21 protein-coding genes are annotated in these 20451 nt (G+C 73.1%); 11 read left to right on the top strand and 10 right to left on the bottom strand.

The window, feature by feature from the left end; translation table 11 throughout:
- Positions 1–120 precede the first annotated feature (120 nt).
- On the top strand, positions 121–903 hold the full coding sequence (locus tag BUE30_RS10555; protein ID WP_073329793.1) for an alpha/beta fold hydrolase: 783 nt from the start codon (positions 121–123) through the stop codon (positions 901–903).
- A 228-nt stretch (positions 904–1131) separates the two neighbouring features.
- On the opposite strand, the gene BUE30_RS10560 is transcribed toward BUE30_RS10555, so the two are convergent.
- Positions 1132–1437: an arginine transporter gene (locus BUE30_RS10560; RefSeq protein WP_073329796.1), complete on the bottom strand. Its 306-nt coding sequence runs from the start codon at positions 1435–1437 to the stop codon at positions 1132–1134.
- Between the two features lie 122 nt (positions 1438–1559).
- Entirely contained in the window at positions 1560–2303 is a 744-nt protein-coding gene (locus BUE30_RS10565) for a glycosyltransferase family 25 protein (RefSeq protein ID WP_073329799.1), read from the bottom strand.
- A gap of 155 nt (positions 2304–2458) precedes the next feature.
- Here BUE30_RS10565 and lepA point away from each other — a divergent pair, with 155 nt between their 5' ends.
- Positions 2459–4255, top strand: a complete 1797-nt coding sequence (gene lepA, locus BUE30_RS10570; RefSeq protein WP_073329802.1) for a translation elongation factor 4 — start codon at positions 2459–2461, stop codon at positions 4253–4255.
- A gap of 525 nt (positions 4256–4780) precedes the next feature.
- On the opposite strand, the gene BUE30_RS10575 is transcribed toward lepA, so the two are convergent.
- Positions 4781–5287, bottom strand: a complete 507-nt coding sequence (locus tag BUE30_RS10575; RefSeq protein WP_073330330.1) for an REP-associated tyrosine transposase — start codon at positions 5285–5287, stop codon at positions 4781–4783.
- A gap of 214 nt (positions 5288–5501) precedes the next feature.
- Positions 5502–6803, bottom strand: a complete 1302-nt coding sequence (glyA, locus tag BUE30_RS10580) for a serine hydroxymethyltransferase (RefSeq protein ID WP_073329805.1) — start codon at positions 6801–6803, stop codon at positions 5502–5504.
- A gap of 201 nt (positions 6804–7004) precedes the next feature.
- Between glyA and BUE30_RS10585 the strand changes: the two genes are divergently transcribed.
- The 8 genes from BUE30_RS10585 to BUE30_RS10620 all read left to right on the top strand — a co-directional run bounded on the left by BUE30_RS10585 (position 7005) and on the right by BUE30_RS10620 (position 13853).
- Positions 7005–7766 carry an NAD kinase gene (locus BUE30_RS10585; RefSeq protein ID WP_073329808.1) on the top strand — a complete coding sequence of 254 codons (762 nt, stop codon included), beginning with the start codon at positions 7005–7007 and terminating at the stop codon, positions 7764–7766.
- Between the two features lie 203 nt (positions 7767–7969).
- A complete protein-coding gene (locus tag BUE30_RS10590; protein ID WP_083601328.1) occupies positions 7970–8410 on the top strand; it encodes a hypothetical protein in 441 nt (146 codons plus the stop codon).
- Positions 8411–8472: 62 nt separating this feature from the next.
- Positions 8473–8814, top strand: coding sequence for a curli-like amyloid fiber formation chaperone CsgH (gene csgH, locus BUE30_RS17800; RefSeq protein WP_073329811.1), 342 nt, complete (start codon positions 8473–8475; stop codon positions 8812–8814).
- 29 nt (positions 8815–8843) lie between these two features.
- On the top strand, positions 8844–9215 hold the full coding sequence (locus BUE30_RS17805) for a hypothetical protein (RefSeq protein WP_073329814.1): 372 nt from the start codon (positions 8844–8846) through the stop codon (positions 9213–9215).
- Between the two features lie 104 nt (positions 9216–9319).
- The gene (locus BUE30_RS10605) at positions 9320–11335 is read left to right on the top strand and encodes an NADPH-dependent 2,4-dienoyl-CoA reductase (protein WP_073329817.1); all 2016 of its coding nucleotides are present in this window, start codon (positions 9320–9322) and stop codon (positions 11333–11335) included.
- Positions 11336–11564: 229 nt separating this feature from the next.
- Positions 11565–12191 (top strand): SGNH/GDSL hydrolase family protein, encoded by a 627-nt coding sequence (locus BUE30_RS10610; protein WP_073329820.1) that lies wholly within the window; start codon positions 11565–11567, stop codon positions 12189–12191.
- Complete coding sequence (locus BUE30_RS10615; RefSeq protein ID WP_212590715.1) at positions 12188–12811, top strand: MOSC domain-containing protein; 624 nt, start codon at positions 12188–12190, stop codon at positions 12809–12811. The genes BUE30_RS10610 and BUE30_RS10615 overlap by 4 nt, the downstream gene beginning before the upstream one ends.
- A 136-nt stretch (positions 12812–12947) precedes the next feature.
- Positions 12948–13853 carry a LysR family transcriptional regulator gene (locus BUE30_RS10620; protein WP_073329826.1) on the top strand — a complete coding sequence of 302 codons (906 nt, stop codon included), beginning with the start codon at positions 12948–12950 and terminating at the stop codon, positions 13851–13853.
- A 189-nt stretch (positions 13854–14042) separates the two neighbouring features.
- Here the strand turns inward: BUE30_RS10620 and BUE30_RS10625 are convergent, their stop codons facing one another.
- The 4 genes from BUE30_RS10625 to BUE30_RS10640 all read right to left on the bottom strand — a co-directional run bounded on the left by BUE30_RS10625 (position 14043) and on the right by BUE30_RS10640 (position 17248).
- On the bottom strand, positions 14043–14465 hold the full coding sequence (locus BUE30_RS10625) for a DUF4168 domain-containing protein (RefSeq protein ID WP_073329829.1): 423 nt from the start codon (positions 14463–14465) through the stop codon (positions 14043–14045).
- 371 nt (positions 14466–14836) lie between these two features.
- Positions 14837–15769, bottom strand: coding sequence for an OmpA family protein (locus BUE30_RS18165; protein ID WP_139300529.1), 933 nt, complete (start codon positions 15767–15769; stop codon positions 14837–14839).
- Entirely contained in the window at positions 15766–16491 is a 726-nt protein-coding gene (locus BUE30_RS10635; RefSeq protein WP_073329833.1) for a GNAT family N-acetyltransferase, read from the bottom strand. Before BUE30_RS10635 ends, BUE30_RS18165 begins: the two co-directional genes overlap by 4 nt.
- Before the next feature lie 22 nt (positions 16492–16513).
- Positions 16514–17248, bottom strand: a complete 735-nt coding sequence (locus BUE30_RS10640) for a competence/damage-inducible protein A (RefSeq protein WP_073329837.1) — start codon at positions 17246–17248, stop codon at positions 16514–16516.
- A gap of 376 nt (positions 17249–17624) precedes the next feature.
- Between BUE30_RS10640 and map the strand changes: the two genes are divergently transcribed.
- Entirely contained in the window at positions 17625–18494 is an 870-nt protein-coding gene (gene map, locus BUE30_RS10645) for a type I methionyl aminopeptidase (RefSeq protein WP_073329840.1), read from the top strand.
- Positions 18495–18590: 96 nt separating this feature from the next.
- On the opposite strand, the gene BUE30_RS10650 is transcribed toward map, so the two are convergent.
- Both BUE30_RS10650 and BUE30_RS10655 read right to left on the bottom strand, forming a co-directional pair.
- Positions 18591–19154 carry an RsmD family RNA methyltransferase gene (locus tag BUE30_RS10650; protein WP_073329843.1) on the bottom strand — a complete coding sequence of 188 codons (564 nt, stop codon included), beginning with the start codon at positions 19152–19154 and terminating at the stop codon, positions 18591–18593.
- Positions 19155–19209: 55 nt separating this feature from the next.
- The gene (locus BUE30_RS10655; RefSeq protein ID WP_139300547.1) at positions 19210–20427 is read right to left on the bottom strand and encodes an NAD(P)/FAD-dependent oxidoreductase; all 1218 of its coding nucleotides are present in this window, start codon (positions 20425–20427) and stop codon (positions 19210–19212) included.
- Positions 20428–20451: the final 24 nt, after the last annotated feature.

A 20451-nucleotide genomic window follows, 5' to 3' on the forward strand; every position in this document is an offset into this window, starting at 1 on the left:
GGGGGCGATCCTTACAAGCGGGCGGGCGGGGGCTCAATCCTCGGCCCGCAGGGGCCGAACCCCCGCGCTCCGTCCCTCCCCGCATGGACCGGCGCGGGGCGGGGCGCTACAAGGCGGGCCATGGAACTGAACATCGTCACCGCCGAGGGCACGGGCCCCGCCCGCCCCCTCCTCGTCGCGCACGGCCTCTTCGGATCGGCCCGGAACTGGGGCGTGATCGCCCGCCGGATGTCGGATCGCGGGCCGGTCCATGCGGTCGACATGCGCAATCACGGCGCCAGCCCGCGCGCGGACAGCCAGGGCTACGACGACATGGCCGGCGATCTCGCCGACACGATCGAGGCGCTGGGCGCCGGGCCCGTCGACCTGCTGGGCCATTCGATGGGCGGCAAGGCGGCCATGGTCCTGGCCCTGACCCGGCCCGACCTCGTCGCCCGGCTGATCGTCGCCGATATCGCGCCGGTCGCCTACGGCCACAGCCAGTCCCACCTGATCGAGGCGATGCGGCAGGTCCCGCTCGACGTGCCAAGCCGGGCCGAGGCGCGCGCGGCCCTGCCGGTGGCGGACGAGGGCGTCGCCGCCTTCCTGCTGCAGAGCTTCGACCGGGGGGCCGGGCAGGGCGGCGGGCGCTGGTTGCTGAACCTCGACGTGCTCGAGGCGGAGATGACCCGCATCACCGGCTTTCCGCAGATGGACGGTCGATGGGACGGCCCCACACTCTTCGTCACCGGGGGCGCCTCCGATTACGTGGGGGAGCGCCGCCACGACCCCTGCCGCGCCCTGTTCCCGCAGGCCGAGTTCCGCCGGATCGAGGGCGCGGGCCACTGGCTGCATGCCGAGAAGCCGCGCGAGTTCGAGGCGGCCCTGCGGGACTGGCTGGACGGGGACGGCTCCGTCGGCTGACCCGGCGGGCCCGGTCGGGCGCTTCCGGCCGAGGCGGGGCCGGGCGGGCCGGTTCCGGTCGAGATCGGGCCGGTCGGGACGGGGCCTGCCGAGGCGGGACCGGGCGCGGAAGGCGGGCCGGGCGCGGAAGGGACGGGACGGGCGCGGAAGGCGGGCCGGGCGCGGATGGGGCGGGACGGTGCGGGATCGCCGTTGCCCCGGCCCTCGTCGACTGGGCCGGACCGGAGCCTAGCGGCAGATCGCCTCGGCCCGGTCGGCGAAGCCGCGATAGCGCAGCCAGGCCGCCTCGGAGGCGGAATCGTCACGGGTCCGGAAATCCTGCGCGCGCTGCGGATCACCGAAGAACTGCGCCGCGCGGCGCTGCTCGGACCCGCTGAGCGTGTCGTTCGCGACCCGCTGGATGCAACCGCAGAGCACGGAATTGGCCGAGGAGCGTCCCGACGCCATGCAGGCTTCGCCCACCGGGCCGGACACGCCGGCGCCGCAGGCGGCGAGGAAGGGCAAGATCAGGCCGACGAGGGCGGTGCGGGTCACGGGGGCGTCTCTCCTGCTCGGGCCGGGGGAGGGACGGATCTCTCGCCCGCCTCGCGCCCCCCTGCTTCATCCGGGCCACCCTAGTCCGAAACGCGCCCCCGCCGCAATCGAACGGGCGCCGCTCAGCCGCGCAGCCGGTGCTTCCATCCGCGGGCCAGGTCGACCGCCACCGCCAGGCCCGGCACCCGGTCGAACCAGGGCTGCGCGGCGATGTCCGACCGCGACGGGCGCTGCACCGCGATGTCGGGCCGGGCGGCCAGGGTGCGCAGCCCCGGATGCGCCTCGCGGCACCAGCTGTAGGCGCCGTCGACATGCATCGCGCCGCCCTGGGGATGCCCGGCGGGCCGGGCGGCGATCGCCTCGAGATAGGGCAGGATCGTCTGGGCGGCCTCGCGCCGGACGGCCATGAAATGCGTGCGCCGGACGTGATCGCCGGGCGCGATCCGCGCCAGCCCCGCCGCCACGCCTTCGGGCCGGTTCGTGCCGTCGAGATAGCCGTAGAAGATGTCCCACCCGGTCCGGCCGAGGCCCGGCAGCAGCGTCCCCAGCCGCGCCTCCGCGGCGCGGTGGAATCCCATGTCGTCCTCGACGATCAGGCCCGAGGGGGCGGCGCTTTCCGCGATCAGGCGCAGCACCGCCAGGTGACTCTCGAAGCAGCCGCGGATCCCGATTGCGGTGAAGGGGCCCGGATCGGCGGGGCGGATCGCCGCGACCAGCCGGACGCCAGGATGGGACAGCGACAATCCGACGCGACGCAGCTCCGCCTCGAGCCCCCGGCGTCGGTCGGCGCGCTGGGGCAGGTTGATCACGTAGGCCGGGCCGAGCGCCTCCAGCAGCCGCGCTCCGATCCCGTCCCCGCCCGCCATGCCCGCTCTCCGTCCCGTCTTCCGGCTGGGGGACCGTGCCGCAGCGAACGCCCCGTCACAAGGCCGCCCGGGGGGCGCGGCGGACCCTTGCCAAGCGGCCCCCCTTCCGCCACATCCCCTTATCGACCTCCCGCCCCTTTGACGACAGGCCCCCCATGGACCTCTCCCGCATCCGCAACTTCTCCATCGTGGCGCATATCGACCACGGGAAATCCACGCTGGCCGACCGGCTGATCCAGCTCACCGGCACCGTGGCGGAGCGCGAGATGAAGGACCAGCTGCTCGACGCGATGGATATCGAGCGCGAGCGGGGGATCACGATCAAGGCCAACTCGGTGCGGATCGAATACCCCGCCAAGGACGGCCAGACCTACATCCTCAACCTCATCGACACGCCCGGCCATGTCGACTTCGCCTACGAGGTGTCGCGGTCGATGCGGGCGGTCGAGGGCTCGCTCCTCGTGGTGGACGCGACGCAAGGGGTCGAGGCGCAGACGCTGGCCAACGTCTACCAGGCGATCGACGCCGATCACGAGATCGTCCCCGTCCTCAACAAGATCGACCTGCCCGCCGCCGAGCCCGACCGGATCAAGGCGCAGATCGAGGACGTGATCGGCATCGACGCGAGCCAGGCGATCCCGATCTCCGCCAAGACCGGCCTCGGCATCCCCGACGTGCTGGAGGCGATCGTCCAGCGCCTGCCCGCGCCCAAGGGCGACCCCGACGCGCCGCTGAAGGCGATGCTGGTGGACAGCTGGTACGACCCCTATCTCGGCGTCGTCGTCCTGATCCGCGTCATGGACGGGAGGATCCGCAAGGGCGACCGCATCAAGATGATGAAGACCGGCGCCGTCTACGGCGTCGACAAGCTCGCCGTGCTCAAGCCCAAGATGGTCGATATCGACGAGCTCGGGCCGGGCGAGATCGGCATCTGGACCGGCTCGATCAAGCAGGTCCGCGACACCCGCGTCGGCGACACGATCACGACCGAGAAGAAGGGGACCGAGACGCCGCTGCCGGGCTTCAAGCCCTCGATCCCGGTGGTCTTCTGCGGCCTCTTCCCCGTGGACGCGAACGACTTCGAGGACCTGCGCGACGCGATCGAGAAGCTGGCCCTCAACGACGCCTCCTTCACCTACGAGATGGAGACCTCGGCCGCGCTCGGCTTCGGCTTCCGCTGCGGGTTCCTCGGGCTGCTGCACCTCGAAGTGGTGCGCGACCGGCTGGAGCGGGAATACGACATCGACCTGATCACCACGGCGCCCTCGGTGGTCTACCGCATCCACATGAAGGACGGGAGCATGCAGGAGCTGCACAACCCCGCCGACATGCCCGACACGACGCTGATCGACCATATCGAGGAGCCGCGGATCCGCGCCACGATCATGGTGCCGGACGAATATCTCGGCGACGTGCTCAAGCTCTGCCAGGACCGCCGCGGCATCCAGGAGGAGCTGACCTATGCCGGCACGCGGCCCCTGACGGTCTACGACCTGCCGCTGAACGAGGTGGTCTTCGACTTCTACGACCGGCTGAAATCGGTGACGAAGGGCTATGCCAGCTTCGACTACCAGCTGACGGGCTACCGGCAGGACAACCTGGTGAAGATGTCGATCCTGGTGAACGACGAACCCGTCGACGCGCTGTCCATGATGGTCCACCGCGACCGGGCCGAGATGCGGGGAAGGGCGATGGTCGAGAAGCTCAAGGACCTGATCCCCCGCCACATGTTCAAGATCCCGATCCAGGCCGCCATCGGCGGCAAGGTCATCGCCCGCGAGACCCTCTCCGCCATGCGCAAGGACGTCACCGCCAAGTGCTACGGCGGCGACGCCACGCGGAAGAAGAAGCTGCTCGAGAAGCAGAAGGCGGGCAAGAAGCGGATGCGCCAGTTCGGCAAGGTGGAGATTCCGCAGGAGGCGTTCATTTCGGCGCTGAAGATGGATGGGTAGGGAATTGCGGGCCGTTCCTTCAACGGTGCTCCCATAGACTCCCTGCCGACCGTCCCGCCATCGGTGCGTGAAGATCACGCACCCTACGGTGGAGGGAGGGAGCCGTAGGGTGCGTGCTCGTCACGCACCATCCTCCGGCCGTCCCGCCATCGGTGCATGAAGATCACGCACCCTACGGGTGAGGGAGGGAGTCGTAGGGTGCGTGCTCGTCACGCACCATTGCCCATCCCCCGCCGCCACGACTTTCGCGCGCATCGTCACGCACCATCCTCCGGGCCGTCCCGCCATCGATGCGTGAGGATCACGCACCCAACGGTGGATGGAGTCGTAGGGTGCGTGCTCGTCACGCACCATTGCCCATCCCCCGCCGCCACGACTTTCGCGCGCATCGTCACGCACCATCCTCCGGGCCGTCCCGCCATCGATACGTGAGGATCACGCACCCAACGGTGGATGGAGTCGTAGGGTGCGTGCTCGCCACGCACCATCGCCCATCACCCGCCGCCCCCACTTTCGCGCGCGCCGTCACGCACCATCCTCCGGCCGTCCCGCCATCGGTGCGTGAGGATCACGCACCCTACGGTGGAGGGAGGAATACGGCCACGCCTCGGGCACACCCACCAACCCGTGCTTCACCGGGTTGCCCTCGCAATACCGGACATGCGCGGCCAGGTCGGCCTCGTCCCGGATGTGATGCTCCCAATAGCGCCGCTGCCAGATCCCCCGCTCGCCTCGCGCGGCGTGGCTCGGGCGGATCCGGCCCTTCGGCAGGCCCGTCGAGAAGCGCGACTTGATGAGCCGCCACCGCGTCGGGTAGTCGCGATCCCCCGCGGGCAGCTCCCAGATGCAATGCAGGTGATCCGGCAGCACGACCCATGCGGCGATGGCGAAGGGCCGCTCGGCCTTCGTCGCGCGGACAGCCGCGCGCAGGCGCGCCACCTCGTCGACCAGCAGGGTGCCGCCGCGCTCGGCCAGCGCGACGGTGAAGAAGATCGGAACGCCGGTGAGCCGGGGGCGCAGATAGCGGGGCATCTCCGCAGGATGGTGGCGCATGGTTGCGGACCCGTTAACCACGGGCCGATCCACGAACGAAAAGGGGCGACGGAACCCCGTCGCCCTTCCGTATCACCGGGGACAGCCCACCGAAGGACCGCCCCCATGACCTACCTGCCGCACCTATTCCTGGGCCTCGCCGGGGGCCTCTGCCTCGCAATCTTCCTGACCGCGCAGGCGCTCCCCCTCTAGGTCAGAGGCCCGGATAGATCGGGAAGCGCTCGCACAGCGCCTGCACCTCGGCGGCGACCTTGGACTCCACCTCGGCATTGCCGTCCTCGCCGTTGGCCGCGAGGCCGTCCACGACCTCCACGATCCAGCGGGCGACCTGCCGGAACTCGGCCTCGCCGAAGCCGCGCGTCGTGCCGGCGGGGGTGCCGAGGCGGACGCCCGACGTCACCGTCGGCTTCTCGGGGTCGAAGGGGATGCCGTTCTTGTTGCAGGTGATCTGCGCGCGGCCGAGCGCCGCCTCCGTCGCGTTGCCCTTGACCCCCTTGGGGCGCAGGTCGACCAGCATCACGTGGCTGTCCGTCCCGCCCGTGACGATGTCGAGGCCGCCCTTCATCAGCTCGTCCGCCAGCGCGACGGCGTTCTTCACCACCTGTTCCTGGTAGGCCCTGAACTCGGGCCGCAGCGCCTCGCCGAAGGCGACGGCCTTGCCGGCGATGACATGCATCAGCGGCCCGCCCTGGATGCCGGGGAAGATGGCGGAGTTGATCTTCTTGGCGATCGCCTCGTCGTCAGTGAGGATCATCCCGCCGCGGGGGCCGCGCAGGGTCTTGTGCGTCGTCGTCGTCGCCACATGCGCGTGCGGGAAGGGGGAGGGGTAGATCCCCGCCGCCACCAGCCCAGCGAAGTGGGCCATGTCGACGAGGAGGTAGGCGCCGACCGAATCCGCGATCTCGCGCATGCGGGCGAAGTCGATGATCCGCGGAATGGCCGAGCCGCCGGCGATGATCATCTTCGGGCTGTGCTCGGTCGCGAGCTGTTGCACCTGGTCGTAGTCGAGCAGGCTGTCCTGCTTGCGCACGCCGTACTGCACCGCGTTGAACCACTTGCCCGACTGGTTCGGCTTGGCCCCGTGGGTCAGGTGGCCGCCGGCATCGAGGCTCATCCCGAGGATCGTGTCGCCGGGCTGGAGCAGGGCGGTATAGACCCCCTGGTTCGCCTGGGAGCCGGAATTGGGCTGCACGTTGGCGAAGCCGCAGCCGAAGAGCTGCTTCGCCCGGTCGATGGCCAGCGTCTCGGCCACGTCGACGAACTCGCAGCCGCCGTAATAGCGCTTGCCCGGATAGCCCTCGGCATACTTGTTCGTCATGACGGAGCCCTGTGCCTCCATCACCGCGCGGCTCACGATGTTCTCGGAGGCGATCAGCTCGATCTCGTGGCGCTGACGGCCGAGCTCGTCGGCGATGGCCTGCGCGATCTCGGGGTCGCGGGTGGCGAGGGACTCGGTGAAGAAGCCGTTCGTCTCGGGTTTCGTCGGGGCGTTCATGGGCGCTCTCCTCGGGCAGGATGCGGCTCGCGGCGCCGTCCGGGCGCCCCCGCCGCTCGATGGGCGCCTCATACCGTGCCCGCGCCCGTCCCAAAAGGCGCAAAGCGACCAGGCCGGTCCCGTCCGCGCCCTCGTCCCCCTTGCCCTTGCGCCGCCGCGCCGCGATGGTCCGGGCCCGAGGCCCCGCAGGGACACCGCGCCATGACCACCGCCATCGCCTTCCTCGCCAGCGAGGCGCCCCTCGCGCAGGAGGCGCGCGACCGGCTCGCCGCGCGCTACGGCGACACGCCGATCGACGAGGCCGAGGTCGTCGTGGCGCTGGGCGGCGACGGCTTCATGCTCACCACGCTGCATGCGACCGAGGAGCTGGACCTGCCGGTCTACGGCATGAACCGGGGCACGGTCGGCTTCCTGATGAACGGCTATGCCGAGGAGAACTTGCCCGACCGGCTGGACGCGGCGGAGGAGGCGATCATCAATCCCCTGCGGATGCTGGCGACCGACGTGCAGGGCATCGAGTACGAGGGACTGGCGATCAACGAGGTCAGCCTGCTGCGCGCCGGCCCGCAGGCGGCCAAGCTGCGAATCGTGGTCGACGGCAAGCTGCGGATGGAGGAGCTGGTCTGCGACGGCGCCCTGCTGGCGACGCCCGCCGGCTCGACCGCCTACAACTATTCCGCCTTCGGCCCGATCCTGCCGATCGGGGCGGGGGTGCTGGCGCTGACCGCCATCGCCCCGTTCCGCCCCCGACGCTGGCGCGGGGCCTTGCTGCCGAAACGGGCGCGCGTCACCTTCGAGGTGATCGACCCCGAGCGGCGCCCGGTCATGGCCGACGCCGATTCGCGCTCGGTCGACCGGGTCGCGAAGGTCGAGATCGAGAGCGCGCCCGAGATCGCGCACCGGATCCTCTTCGATCCCGGTCACGGGCTGGAGGAGCGGCTGATCCGCGAACAATTCGCCTGAGCGCGCCCGGTCACGAAGCCGTGCGCGGTGGACCCGGCCCGCCAGGCCCCTTGCGGACAGGGCGATCGCGGGTCTGACACCCGATAGCGGCCGCCGCGTCATGGGTTGTCCGGGGGCCGATATGGCGTGGCCCGCCGGCCCGCCCCCACTCTCCTCCCACGGGCCCCGCACCGGAGGCCCGGGATCCACGGGAGAGACCGCACATGACCCTCACCACCATCCTCCGCCCCCTCCTGGCCGCCGCGCTGATCGCCGGCGCGCTGCCCGCTGCCGCCGACGGCTGGGGCAACCGCGTCACGCTCGACCAGTGGGGCGCCCGCAACGAGGTCGGGATCGGCCAGGCCGGCGGGCGCAACCGCCTCAGCGTCACCCAGCAGGGCCGGGCCAACACGCTGTTCGCCACGCAGGACGGCTGGCGCAACCGGACCGTGATCGGCCAGACGGGCCACGGTAACACTGTCACCACCGACCAGCAGGGTCGCTGCAACATCCTCGGCGTGGGGCAGTTCGGCGCGGGCCAGTCGGCCGACATCGTGCAGGCGGGGCGCTGCAACGCGCTGGGCGTGATCCAGACCGGCGACCGCGACAACGTCACGGTCCGCCAGGGCGGGCGCGGCAATGTCGCGGTCATCGTCCAGGACTGACCCCGCCGGCGGGGGCCCCGCGGCCCCCGCCCGTTTCCCCTTTCTCGCGAACGGAGATCGCCATGACACTGCCTTCGCCCCTCACCGCCCTTCTCGCCGCGCTCGGCGGCTGCACGGCCGCCGCACCGCTGCCTTTCGCCGATGCGGCGGGCCCCGCCTGCCGGCTCGAGGAGAGGAACGGCGCCTATGTCGCAAGTCTCACCGCCGCCGAGGCGATGTCGGGCCAGTACGACCTGCGCCTCGCCGGGGCGGGGGTCGACCTGTCGCAATCCGGCCCCTTCGCCGTCCGCGCCGGGCAATCGCTCGAACTGGGCCGGGCCACGCTCGGCCGGCGCCTGCCCACGGCCGCCCTCACCCTGCAGGTGAACGGCGCGCGCATCGCCTGTCCCGTCGTCTCGCGCTGAGAGCCGCCCCCCGGAAAAGGAGAACCGCCATGATCCGCCGTCTCGCCCTTCTCGCGGCGCTCGCCCTGCCCGCCGCCGCCCCGGCGGAGGGGACGATCCGCCTCGACTGGACCCCCTCGGCCGAGGCCGCGGCCTTCCTTCGGCTCGGCCTCGCGCTGCGCGACCTGCGCGAGGGGGCGGAGCTGGACCAGTCCGGCGAGGGCAACGCGCTCGCGCTCGACCAGCGGGGGGCGGGGAACCGCGCGCTCCTGCGGCAGCGGGGCCGGGACCATTCGGCCGAGCTGGTCCAGCGCGGGCAGGACAACACCCAGATCCTGATGCAGTTCGGACGCGGCACCTCGTCGACGATCCGGCAGGCCGGGCGGGGTCGGACGGGGGTGCGACTGCTCTACGGCTTCTAGCGAAGGCCGGCGGTTTCTGGCGAAGGTCGGTCGGTGACCGTGACGCGGCGTTGCGGATGACGCCCCGTCCCGGTCCCGGCACTCTGCCCGGCGAGGAGGCCGCCATGACCGATTATCCCCACCTGCTCGCCCCGCTCGATCTCGGCCATGTCACGCTGCCCAACCGGGTGCTGATGGGCTCGATGCATACCGGGCTGGAGGAGACGAAGGACTGGAACAGGGTGGCGGAGTTCTATGCCGCGCGGGCCCGGGGCGGGGTCGGTCTCATGGTCACCGGCGGCATGGCCCCGAACCGCGAGGGCGGCGTCTTTCCCGGCGCGGCGGGACTGTTCACGGGGCAGGACATCGCGAACCACCGGATCGTGACGGACCGCGTCCACGCGGCCGGGGGACGGATCGCGATGCAGATCCTCCATGCCGGGCGCTACGCCTATTCGCCCGATTGCGTGTCGGCCTCGCCGCTCAAATCGCCTATCTCGCCCTTCGCCCCCCGGGAGCTGGACGAGGAGGGGATCGAGACGCAGATCGCCGACATGGTCACCGCCGCCGTCCGCGCGCGCGAGGCGGGCTATGACGGGGTCGAGGTGATGGGGTCCGAGGGCTATTTCCTCAACCAGTTCCTCGCCCTGCACACCAACAGGCGCACCGATCGCTGGGGCGGCGATTACGGCAACCGCATGCGCCTGCCGGTCGAGGTGGTGCGCCGCGTGCGCGAGGCGGTGGGGCCGGACTTCATCCTGATCTACCGGATCTCGCTCATCGACCTGGTGCCGGACGGCCAGCGCTGGGACGAGGTCGTGCGGCTCGCCAGGGCGATCGAGGCCGCCGGCGCGTCGATCCTCAATACCGGGATCGGCTGGCACGAGGCGCGGGTGCCGACCATCGCCACCTCCGTCCCCCGCCGCGCCTTCGCCTGGGTGACGAAGAAGCTGATGGGCGAGGTCGGGATTCCGCTCATCACCTCGAACCGGATCAATACGCCCGAGGTCGCCGAGGCGGTGCTGGCGGAAGGCTGCGCCGACATGGTCTCGATGGCGCGGCCCTTCCTCGCCGATCCCGATTTCGTGGCGAAGGCGGCGGCGGGCCGGGCGCGGACCATCGCGCCCTGCATCGCCTGCAACCAGGCCTGCCTCGACCACACGTTCTCGGGGAAGATCAGCACCTGCCTCGTCAACCCCCGCGCCTGCCACGAGACCGAGCTGGTGGTCGCCCCCACGGACGCGCCCAAGGCCATCGCGGTCGTCGGGGCCGGCCCCGCGGGCCTCTCGGCCGCGCTGACCGCGGCCGAGCGGGGGCACCGCGTGACGCTCTGGGACCGCGCCGGCGAGATCGGCGGCCAGCTCAACCTCGCCAAGGTCATTCCCGGCAAGGAGGAGTTCGTGCCCTTCGTCGACTGGTTCGGCACGATGCTGGCCGAGCGCGGCGTCGAGGTCCGGTTGGGCGCCGAGCCGTCCGAGGACGAGTTGGCGCGGGTCGACGCCGTGATCGTCGCCACCGGCGTCACCCCCCGCGATCCCGGCATCCCCGGGCAGGACGGGCCGAACGTGCTGAGTTACGTCGACGTGCTGCGCGGCGCCCCGGTGGGGGACCGCGTCGCGGTGGTCGGGGCGGGCGGTATCGGCTTCGACGTGGCCGAGTTCCTGGTGACGGGGGGCGACAGCCCCACCGAGGATCTGCCGGACTGGCTGCGCGAATGGGGCGTGACCGACCCGGCCGAGGCGCCCGGCGGCCTTGCCCCGGGGGGGCCGCGTCCGGCCCCGCCCGTCCGGCAGGTGACGCTCGTGCAGCGCAAGACGACGCGGCACGGCAAGGGCCTGGGCAAGACGACCGGCTGGATCCACCGCGCGGGACTGCAGATGAAGGCCGTGACCTTCGTCGGCGGCGTCGGCTACGACCGGATCGACGCCGAGGGCCTGCATGTGACCCGCGACGGCGCCCCTGAGCTGATCGCCTGCGACACGATCGTCCTCTGCGCCGGGCAGGAGCCCGAGCGCGGCCTCGCCGACCGGCTCGCGGGGCGGGGCGTGCCCGTCCACGTGATCGGCGGGGCCGATGTCGCGGCGGAACTCGACGCGAAGCGGGCCATCGACCAGGGCACGCGGCTCGCCGCCTCCCTCTAGGGCGCCCGTCCCGGCCTCACGGGTGCAGGGGCCCCGCCTCCTTCGCAGGGATCCCGCGGATCTTCCGCAGGGCCGGCCCGACCGGCGGCGGGGAGGCGGGGACGCCGCTTGCCGCCCGCCCGGAAGCTGTCCGTCCCGTCTTCGGATCGGCCGCCGCCCCTCGTCGCCCCTCGTCGTGCCGCGCCCGGCGCGCTAGGCTCCCCCCGGTTCGCGCAGAGGGAAAGCCGCCATGTATCTCCGCCGCCCCGTCCTTGCCCTCCTCTTGCTCGCGGGCTGCGTGCCGGCCGCCGATCCCGGGGCGGACTGGCTGGCGATGGGCGATTCGATCCTCGCCTGGCACCGGGCCGAGGGGGGCGACATTCCCGGGGTCGCGGCCGATGCGGCGGGCGTCACGGTCTCGAACCGGGCCGTCAGCGGGGCCTGGCTCACGCGGGACGTCGCGCGGCAGGACGTGGACGCGCCCTATGAATGGCTGATCCTGACGGGGGGCGGCAACGACCTGCGCCCCGATTGCGGCACCCCGCGCGAGGCGGAGGCGCTCGACGCGATCGAAGCCGAGACGGCCCGCCTCATCGCGGCGCGGACGGGGCAGGGCGGGCGCGTGGCGCTGGTCGGCTACTATCCCGTCAGCGTCGCGGGCGGGCCCTTCGCGCCCTGCGCCGAGGCGCTGGAGGCGCTGGGCGAGAGGCAGGCGGCGCTGGCCGCCGCCGATCCCGCGGTGATCTTCGTCGACACGGCCGAGGTGATCGATCCGGCGGACCTGTCGCTCTACGATCCCGACCTGGTCCATCCCTCGCGCCCCGGGGCGACGCGGATCGGCGCGCTGCTGGCCGCGCGGATCGCGGCCGCGGAATGACGATGCCCTTCCTCGCCGCGATCTGCACCGGGCAGGCCCGCGAGGTGGCGGCGAAGTCCGGCCTGACCGGCATCGACAAGCAGCCGGTGGAGGGGCCGGTCGGGATCGGGCCCGAGGGGGTCGCGGGCGACACGATCGTCGACCGGGCGAACCACGGCGGGGCGGAACAGGCGGTCTACGCCTATTGCGCCCCCGACGCCGCCTTCTGGGCCGAGCGGCTGGGGCGGGACATCGCCCCCGGCACCTTCGGAGAGAATCTGCATCTGGGCGGCATCGAATCCGCCGATTTCGCGGTGGGTGACGAGCTCTGGATCGGCCCTGTGCGGCTGCAGGTCACCTCGCCGCGGATCCCGTGCGCGACGCTTGCCGCGCGGATGGACGATCCCGGCTTCGTCCGCGCCTTCCACCGGGCGGGGCGGCCGGGGCCCTACTTCCGGGTGCTCGCGGGCGGAACCGTCGCGGCGGGGCAGGCGGTCCGCTTCGTGCCGTTCGACGGGCCGCGCCTCCCCATCGCCGAGATGGCCGGCCTGCCCGCCCCGGAGAGGATCGCGCCCGCGCTGCGCGCGCGGCTGCTCTCGCTGCCCATCCATGCGAAGCTGCGGGCGGCCCTGGCGGCCTGAGCCGCGTTTCGGGGTCTTCACCTATCGCCGACATACCCGACTATTGTCAGGCCCGCGTCCCGCCCCCGTCGCCTTTGTGCCCGAATTGGCGGGCAATCCTCGATCCCAGACGAGGCACGTTCGAGGAAAGACGACAATGGACCGCCTGACGGAAATGGAAGCCTTCGCCACGGTCGTCGATCAGGGCGGCTTCACCGACGCCGCCAAGAAGATGGGCATCTCCAAGTCGGCCGTGTCCAAGCATGTCTCCAGCCTCGAGGCGCGGCTGGGGGCGCGGCTGCTGAACCGCACGACCCGGCGGGTCAGTCCGACCGAGATCGGGCTCGCCTATTACGACCGGGCCCGGCGCGTGCTGAACGATGCGGGCGAGGCCGACGCGCTGGTGACCTCGATGCAATCGGCGCCGTCGGGGCTGCTGCGGATCTCGGTCGCGACGGATTTCGGGGTCAACCATCTGTCCCCCGTGCTCGGCGATTTCCTCGGCGAGTTCCCGGACATCACCGTCAACATGGTGCTGAACAACCGCTACGTGGAGCTGATCTCCGAAGGGTTCGACATGGCGATCCGCATCGGCGAGCTGGAGGACAGCACGCTGCGCGCTCGTAAGCTGACCGACACGACCAAGAAGATGATCGCCAGCCCCGCCTATTTCGCGCAGTATGGCCGGCCGCAGCGGATCGACGACCTCAACGAGCACAAGCTGCTGCACTATTCCAACCAGGCCAACGGCGCGGTCTGGAAGCTGACGGCGCCGAGCGGCGAGAAGCGGCAGGTCCGCACCGCGGGATGGCTGACGGTCAATGACGGTCAGTCGCTGCTCAATGCCTGCATCAGCGGGCTCGGCATCGCCTACCTGCCGTCCTTCCTCTATGCCGACGCGATGGCGAAGGGCCTCGTCGAGGAGGCGATCCCCGACCTGCCGGCCGAGCAGCAGGGCATCTACGCGGTCTATCCGCCGGGGCGCTTCACCCAGCCCAAGGTGCGCGCCTTCATCGACTTCCTCGTCAACGCCTTTGCCGAGAAGGGCCCCGATCGCTGGTAGGCCCCCGGCTCCCCTTCTGTCCCTCGTGACCCGGGCCCGGCCCGGGACGCGACCTGCGGCGCGGATCTCCTGCCCCAAGGGGGAGGATGTCCGCGCCGTCTTCTTGTCCGCCGGTCCGCTGCGATGGAACACGACGACGCCGGCCCCCGGTTGTCGGGGACCGGCGTCTGCCATGCGGTCGGTGCGGGATCAGCCGTTGGACGGCGCCATGCGCATGTCCTCGGGCAGGAGGGCGAGGATGCGCTCTGCCAGTTCGGGATCCTGCGCGGCGGCTTCGTTCACGGCCACGTATTCCTCGAGCGTGAGACCCTCGGTGTCCTCGATGGCGGCGATCATCTCGTTGCCGGCCTGCTCGACGAGACCCTGCTGATCGGCGGTCTCGGCCTCGGCGATGCGCGGCTCCCACGAGGCGCGGATCTCCTCGACCGCGACGACGGCATCGGCGAAGGCGGCGAGGGTCGCGTCGTCGATCTCGGCCGCGGTGAGCGGGGCCGGCGCCGTGGTCGCGCCCGGCGCGGTCTCGGCCTCCTGCGCCAGCGCGGCGAGGGGGGCGGCGCCCATGGCGCCCGCGAGCGTGAGGGCGAGAGCGGTGCGGGTGGTGCGCGTGGTCATGTCGTGTCCTTTCCGCCGGAAGGGTCCGGCCCTTGGTGACAGGCCCGATCTGGGCCGGCGCGGTCGGGGATGCAAAGGCCCCCGCCCGGGACGGCGGCGCCCCGCCGGAACGGGCAGGGGGGGATGCGCGGCGAGCCGCCGGGTTCCTGACGCGCGACCACGGGCGGCCCTCGACTCACGCAGGGTCATGCGGCGATAGGGCGATACTCTCGCGAGGCATCTGCGGACGGGGCACGATCTCACCGCTCCGCCGGGAGGAGGGGGCGCCCCCCCGCAGGGGCCGTCAGGTGCCGGCCGGGAGGATCAGCGGGACAGACCGGCCCGATCCCACGGCGCCCCCGGTCACCTGCGCCGTCCGGAGGGCTACGCGGTCAGGGCGCCAGGAGGATCGCCTCGACCCGCCGGTTCGCCTCGCGCCCGCCCGGGTCGAGATTGGAGGCGCGGGGCGCGAGCCAGCCCATCCCCCCGGTCTCGATCCGCGCGGCCTCGGCCCCGTGGACCCCGACCAGCCGGTCGCGCACCGCCTCGGCCCGGCGGTGCGACAGGGCGATGTTCAGCTCGAGCGGGCCGTCGGCATCGGTATGTCCGACCAGCGCGATGCGCGCGTCGGGATGGGCGGCGAGCCAGTCCGCCAGGTCGGCCAGCGCGGGGACCGGCCCCTCGGCGAGGGCCGCCTGGCCGGTGGCGAAGTCCAGACCCGTCAGCACGACGTGCCCCTCGGCGACGAGCGCGGCGCCGAGCCCGCCGGCCGGCGCGCCGCCCGGCACGGGCCCGGGCGCCCCGCCGATCGGGGGCGCCGCGTCCGCCGCCTCGGCCCCCCCGGCGAGGGACAGCTGGACGAAGCCCGTGCGCGCCGTCCGCGACACCACCGCCTCGATCGCGGCGCCGTCCACGCGCCGGGCGGCGAGATAGCGGTAGTCGCCCAGGTCGACATGCAGCGCCGGGGGCGCGGCGGTGTCGAGGGCGAAGCGGAAATCGAAGCCGCCGCAGGCCGTCGCTCCGCAGGCGAAGAGCGGCGCGAAGCCCGCCGCCTCGGCCGCCCTGGCGATCCGGTCCGCGATCTGGGCCGTCGTGAGCCCGGTCGCGGCGATCTGCCAGACCTGCCGGTCGACCGGACCCGCCACTTCCGCGCGGGGGATCGTGCCGTCCCAGGGGCCGGTCGCCAGACGCAGCGGCCCGGGCAGGCTCTCCTCCAGCGCGAGCCGGGCATTCGCCGGCAGGTCGAGCGCCGGCATCGCCGCCGGATCCTGCGCCGCCCCGGCCAGCGGCCAGAGCAGCACGAGGAGGGCGGCCCGCCCCCTCACGCGGCGGGGCCGGCGACGCGGTAATGATAGGCGTCGACGATCCCCATCCCGAGCCCGTCATAGAGCGCATTGGCGGGGTCGTTGGCGCGGGTGACGAGGATGGCGAGCGCCTCGGCCCCGTGGCGCTGCGCCCAGCGGGCCGCGCCGGTCATCATGGCCCGCGCGAGCCCGCGCCGCCGCGCCCCCCCGGCCACCTCGAGCGCATGCAGCACCGCGATCCCGTCCGACAGCGCCAGATGCGCCGCCCCGGCGGGCAGGTCCCCGACCCGGCCGAGCAGGGCGGTCTTCGGCGCGGGCGCGCGGTCCATCACGGCGCGGCGCGCGGCGCCGATCCCGCCGGCGGCCCAGATCTCGACCTGCGCGGCGACGGGGCGGTCGCACTCGATCACCGAACCCGGCGGCAGGTCGCGGGCGGCGACGGGACCGGGCGGCGCGGCGCGGACGACGACCGGGTCCCTCACCGCATAGCCGCGAGCGGCGAGGGCGCAATCCAGCGCCCCCTCCCCCGCCCGGACCATGAAGAGGGGGGGCTGGCCGAGATCACGCATGGCGGCCGCGGCCGCGTCCAGATCGGCCCCGGTCCAGGTCCCGTCGACCGTCGCCGCGCCGACCCGGCTGCCGCCGCCCCCGCCGTCGCGCAGCGTCACGGGGCCGAGGGGCAGGATCCGCCGGGGCGGCCAGGTCGAGGCGGCGGCCGCGCGCAGCCGGGCGGGCGGGATCATCGGGCGGTCCCGGGCGGAGGCCTCATCCGGCGAAGTCGTCCTCGAAGAGCGCGCGCAGACGCTCCATCCCCGCGGCGACCGTCGCCGCGTCGGCCCCGCGCACGACGATGTTCGCGCCGTAGCGGCTGCCCTCCTCGAACGGGTAGGAGCCGAAGGTGAGGTCCGGCATCTCGCCGGCGAGGCGGCGCAGCGGGCCGGCGAGCTCGCTCTCCGGCCGCTCGACGCGCAAGGTGTCGGATATGCGGGGCCGGCCGCCCGGCAGCGCGGGAAGCAGGCCCGCCAGCATCGCCTCGAAGATCCGGGGCACGCCGGCCATGACGTGGACGTTGCGCAGCGTGAAGCCGGGGGCCGCGCTGACGGGGTTCCCGATCAGCTCCGCCCCCTCGGGAATCCGGGCCATGCGCAGGCGCGCTTCGGTCAGTTCCTTGCCCGTGGCGTCGTAATGCGCCTGGAGGATGGCCCGCGCGTCGTCGCGCACGTCGATGGCCGCGCCCAAGGCCCGCGCCACGCAATCGGCGGTGATGTCGTCATGGGTCGGGCCGATCCCGCCCGAGGTGAAGACATGATCGTGCCGGCCGGACAGCTCCTGCACCGCGGCGACGATGGCGCCGGGGCTGTCGGCGATCACCCGCGCCTCGACGAGGTCGATCCCCGTCTCGGCCAGCCGCCCGGCCAGCTGATGCAGGTTGGAATCGCGCGTCCGCCCGGCGAGGATCTCGTCCCCGATCACGATCATGGCGGCGGTGGGATTGGGCATTCCGGACGTCCCCGTAGCTGGCGTTTCGCGCGGCACGGTAGGCCGCGGCCGGGCGATTTCCAAGCCAGGGCGCGGCCGGCCCGGCCGCAGCCTGCCCGGCCGGGGCGGACGGTATTGGCGACCCTGCGAAGCGGGGGGCCGGGTAGAGAGGGCGCGCAGGTGAATGCGGGCTGACCCGCGCGGCGGCCGGGCGCGGCCGGCCCGGCCGCAGCCTGCCCGGCCGGGGCGGACGGTAGTGGCGAGCCTGCGAAGCGGGGGGCCGGGGGCCGGGCGGAGAGGGCGCGCGGTGGCGGCCTTTGCAATCGCGGGCGGCAGGGCCTAGATGCGCAGCACATCACAGACGCGACGGCCCCGCGGCGGGGCAGGAGGCCCCGGCATGGACGACACCCGGCACAGCGTGACCCGCGACGGCATCCGGCTCTACGCGCCCGGCGATTTCGCCGGAATGCACCGGGCCGGGCGGCTCGCCGCGCAGATCCTCGACGACGTGGCCGACCTCGTCGTGCCGGGCCAGACGACCGGCGCCATCGATGCCGCGATCACCCGAATGATCGAGGAGGCGGGCGCGACCTCGGCCACGATCGGCTACAAGGGCTATCGCCACGCCTCCTGCATCAGCGTGAACCATGTGGTCTGCCACGGCATCCCCGGCGATCCGATCCCGCTCGGCCGGACCGAGACCGTGTCGAAGAACCTCGACAAACGGCGGCCGGACGACCGGCTGCTGGAGGGGGACATCGTGAACATCGACGTCACGGTGATCGTCGACGGCTGGTTCGGCGACAGCAGCCGGATGTATGTCGCGGGCACCCCGACCCCGCGCGCGGCGCAGCTGATCCAGGTGACCCACGACGCGCTGATGGCGGGGATCGAGGCGGCGCGGCCGGGCAACACGTTCGGCGATATCGGCGCGGCGATCCAGTCCCATGTCGAGGCGCAGCGGATGAGCGTGGTGCGCGACTTCTGCGGGCACGGGCTGGGCCAGGTCTTCCACGCGCCGCCCAACGTGCTGCATTACGGGCGCCCGGGCACCGGTCCGGTGCTGGAGGAGGGGATGTTCTTCACCATCGAGCCGATGGTGAACCTCGGCCGCGCCGACACCAAGGTGCTGGGCGACGACTGGACGGCGGTGACCCGCGACCGCTCGCTCTCGGCCCAGTTCGAGCATTCCATCGGCATCACCGCCCAGGGCTGCGAGATCTTCACCACCTCGCCCGGCGGCCGGTTCCACCCCACCCAGGACTGACCCGGCTGCGGGGGCGGTCCTGCCCCGCCCCGCCGGGCCTTCGGTGCCCCCTGCGGGCGGCATCCCCGCCGGGGAGGGCACCGGCGCCCCCGGCGCTCAGCCCTCCGCCTGCAGGAAGGTGGCGTGGGTGTCGCCCCAGCGCCGTGTCTCGAGAGGGGTGAAGCCCCCCGGCGGGTCCTGCGGGGCCGCCTCCTCCCAGACAACGAACGCGCCGGGGGCGATCCAGCCGCCCGCCAGGGCGGCGGCGAGGGCCGGCGCGCCGAGGCCCCGGCCATAGGGCGGATCGAGGAAGACGAGGCCCGCCGGGGCCCCGGGATTGGGGCCGATCCGGGCCGCGGGGCGGGTGATCAGCGCCGCGTCGGCGCCGCGCCCGGCCCGGGCGAGGTTCTCGCGGATCAGCCGGGCCGCCGGGCGGCCGTCGTCGACGAAGGTGGCGAAGACGGCCCCGCGCGACAGCGCCTCGAGCCCCAGCGCGCCGGTCCCGGCGAAGAGGTCGAGCACGCGGGCACCGGTCAGCGGGTCGCCGTGCCGGCCCCCGGCGAGCACGTTGAAGAGCGATTCCCGCACCCGGTCGGTCGTCGGCCGCAGATGCGCGCCCGGGTCGCCCTTGCCCACCGAGGCGAGCGCAAGGCCGCGATGGCGGCCGCCGATCACCCGCATCGGAAAGGTCCCGCGGCGCGGCCCCGCGCGATCCCGGCCGGGATGCGAGGCCCGCTCACGCCTTCAGCAGGGTCTTGAGATCGGTCGCGGGGTCGGTCGCGGCCGAGGGCGACGGCGATTTTCCGGCCTCGATCAGGCGCTTGCCCACCATGTAGGCGCGGGCGTCGTTCATCGCGTCCACGGCCAGCAGCCTCACGCCCGCGTAGTACCAGTGCGAGGCGGCCCCGTCCGCGCCGGGGCGGACATGGACGTCGGTCCAGCCCTGGTTCAGCCCGGCGATCTGCAGGTGCATGTCGTACTGGTCGGACCAGAACCAGGGCCGGGGGACGTAGTCGACCTCCTGCCCGAGGATGTTGCGCGCGGCGCATTCGGCCATGTCGATGGCGCCGCCCACGCTTTCCAGCCGGATGCGCCGCCCCTCGTAGGGATGGGAGGCGCAGTCGCCGGCGGCCCAGATCGCGGGATCGGAGGTGCGGCAGCGCGCGTCGCAGCGGATCCCGTTCTCCAGATCGAGGCCCGCCGCCTCGGCGAGGCCGTCGTTCGGCGCGATGCCGACGCCGACGATGGCGAGGTCGAGCTCGAGCTCGGTCCCGTCGGTGAGGCGGGCGCCGGTCAGGCGGCCGCCCTGGTCGCCGATCAGCCGCTCCAGCCCGGTTCCCTCGCGCAGGTCGACGCCGTGGGCGGCGTGCAGGGCGCGGAACCGGTCGGAGGTGACGGGGGCGGCGACGCGCTGCAGGATCCGCTCCGCCGCCTCGACCAGCGTGACCTGCAGGCCCGACTTCGCGGCGACGGCCGCCGCCTCGAGCCCGATATAGCCGCCGCCGATCACGAGAAGGCGCCGCCCCGCGGCCATGAGGGGGCGGAGCGCGTCGGCGTCGGCGAGGGTCCGCATGGTGAGGACGCCGGTCAGGTCGCCCCCGATCGCGGCGGGCAGCGTCCGGGGCGTGCTGCCGGTGCAAAGGGCGAGCGCGTCGTAGCGGATCGGCTCGGCCTCCGCGCAATGCACCGTCCGGCCGTCGCGGTCGATGCCGTTCACCCGGGCGCCGCGCCGCAGCTCGATCCCGTTCTCGGCATACCAGCTCTCGGGGCGGAGGTAGAGGCGGGCCTCCTCCATCTCGCCGAGGAGATAGGCCTTGGACAGGGGCGGGCGCTGGTAGGGGGGGACGGGCTCGTCCCCGATCAGGACGATCTCGCCCTCGTGCCCCTCGCTGCGGAGCCTGGCGACGAGGGAGGCGCCGGCCTGGCCGGCCCCGACGACGACGACACGCATGATGGATCCCTCGCTTTCCGGACGGCG

Origin of the sequence: Wenxinia saemankumensis, from assembly GCF_900141735.1 — a bacterium.
Lineage (GTDB): Bacteria > Pseudomonadota > Alphaproteobacteria > Rhodobacterales > Rhodobacteraceae > Wenxinia > Wenxinia saemankumensis.

What these genes read in the sequence shown, in the direction of transcription:
- BUE30_RS10555 (WP_073329793.1), top strand. Translation starts at nt 121, where the DNA reads ATGGAACTGAACATCGTCACCGCCGAGGGCACGGGCCCCGCCCGCCCC.
- BUE30_RS10565 (WP_073329799.1), bottom strand. Translation starts at nt 2,303, where the DNA reads ATGGCGGGCGGGGACGGGATCGGAGCGCGGCTGCTGGAGGCGCTCGGC.
- lepA (WP_073329802.1), top strand. Translation starts at nt 2,459, where the DNA reads ATGGACCTCTCCCGCATCCGCAACTTCTCCATCGTGGCGCATATCGAC.
- BUE30_RS10575 (WP_073330330.1), bottom strand. Translation starts at nt 5,287, where the DNA reads ATGCCCCGCTATCTGCGCCCCCGGCTCACCGGCGTTCCGATCTTCTTC.
- glyA (WP_073329805.1), bottom strand. Translation starts at nt 6,803, where the DNA reads ATGAACGCCCCGACGAAACCCGAGACGAACGGCTTCTTCACCGAGTCC.
- BUE30_RS10585 (WP_073329808.1), top strand. Translation starts at nt 7,005, where the DNA reads ATGACCACCGCCATCGCCTTCCTCGCCAGCGAGGCGCCCCTCGCGCAG.
- BUE30_RS10590 (WP_083601328.1), top strand. Translation starts at nt 7,970, where the DNA reads ATGACCCTCACCACCATCCTCCGCCCCCTCCTGGCCGCCGCGCTGATC.
- csgH (WP_073329811.1), top strand. Translation starts at nt 8,473, where the DNA reads ATGACACTGCCTTCGCCCCTCACCGCCCTTCTCGCCGCGCTCGGCGGC.
- BUE30_RS17805 (WP_073329814.1), top strand. Translation starts at nt 8,844, where the DNA reads ATGATCCGCCGTCTCGCCCTTCTCGCGGCGCTCGCCCTGCCCGCCGCC.
- BUE30_RS10605 (WP_073329817.1), top strand. Translation starts at nt 9,320, where the DNA reads ATGACCGATTATCCCCACCTGCTCGCCCCGCTCGATCTCGGCCATGTC.
- BUE30_RS10610 (WP_073329820.1), top strand. Translation starts at nt 11,565, where the DNA reads ATGTATCTCCGCCGCCCCGTCCTTGCCCTCCTCTTGCTCGCGGGCTGC.
- BUE30_RS10615 (WP_212590715.1), top strand. Translation starts at nt 12,188, where the DNA reads ATGACGATGCCCTTCCTCGCCGCGATCTGCACCGGGCAGGCCCGCGAG.
- BUE30_RS10620 (WP_073329826.1), top strand. Translation starts at nt 12,948, where the DNA reads ATGGACCGCCTGACGGAAATGGAAGCCTTCGCCACGGTCGTCGATCAG.
- BUE30_RS10625 (WP_073329829.1), bottom strand. Translation starts at nt 14,465, where the DNA reads ATGACCACGCGCACCACCCGCACCGCTCTCGCCCTCACGCTCGCGGGC.
- BUE30_RS10635 (WP_073329833.1), bottom strand. Translation starts at nt 16,491, where the DNA reads ATGATCCCGCCCGCCCGGCTGCGCGCGGCCGCCGCCTCGACCTGGCCG.
- BUE30_RS10640 (WP_073329837.1), bottom strand. Translation starts at nt 17,248, where the DNA reads ATGCCCAATCCCACCGCCGCCATGATCGTGATCGGGGACGAGATCCTC.
- map (WP_073329840.1), top strand. Translation starts at nt 17,625, where the DNA reads ATGGACGACACCCGGCACAGCGTGACCCGCGACGGCATCCGGCTCTAC.
- BUE30_RS10650 (WP_073329843.1), bottom strand. Translation starts at nt 19,154, where the DNA reads ATGCGGGTGATCGGCGGCCGCCATCGCGGCCTTGCGCTCGCCTCGGTG.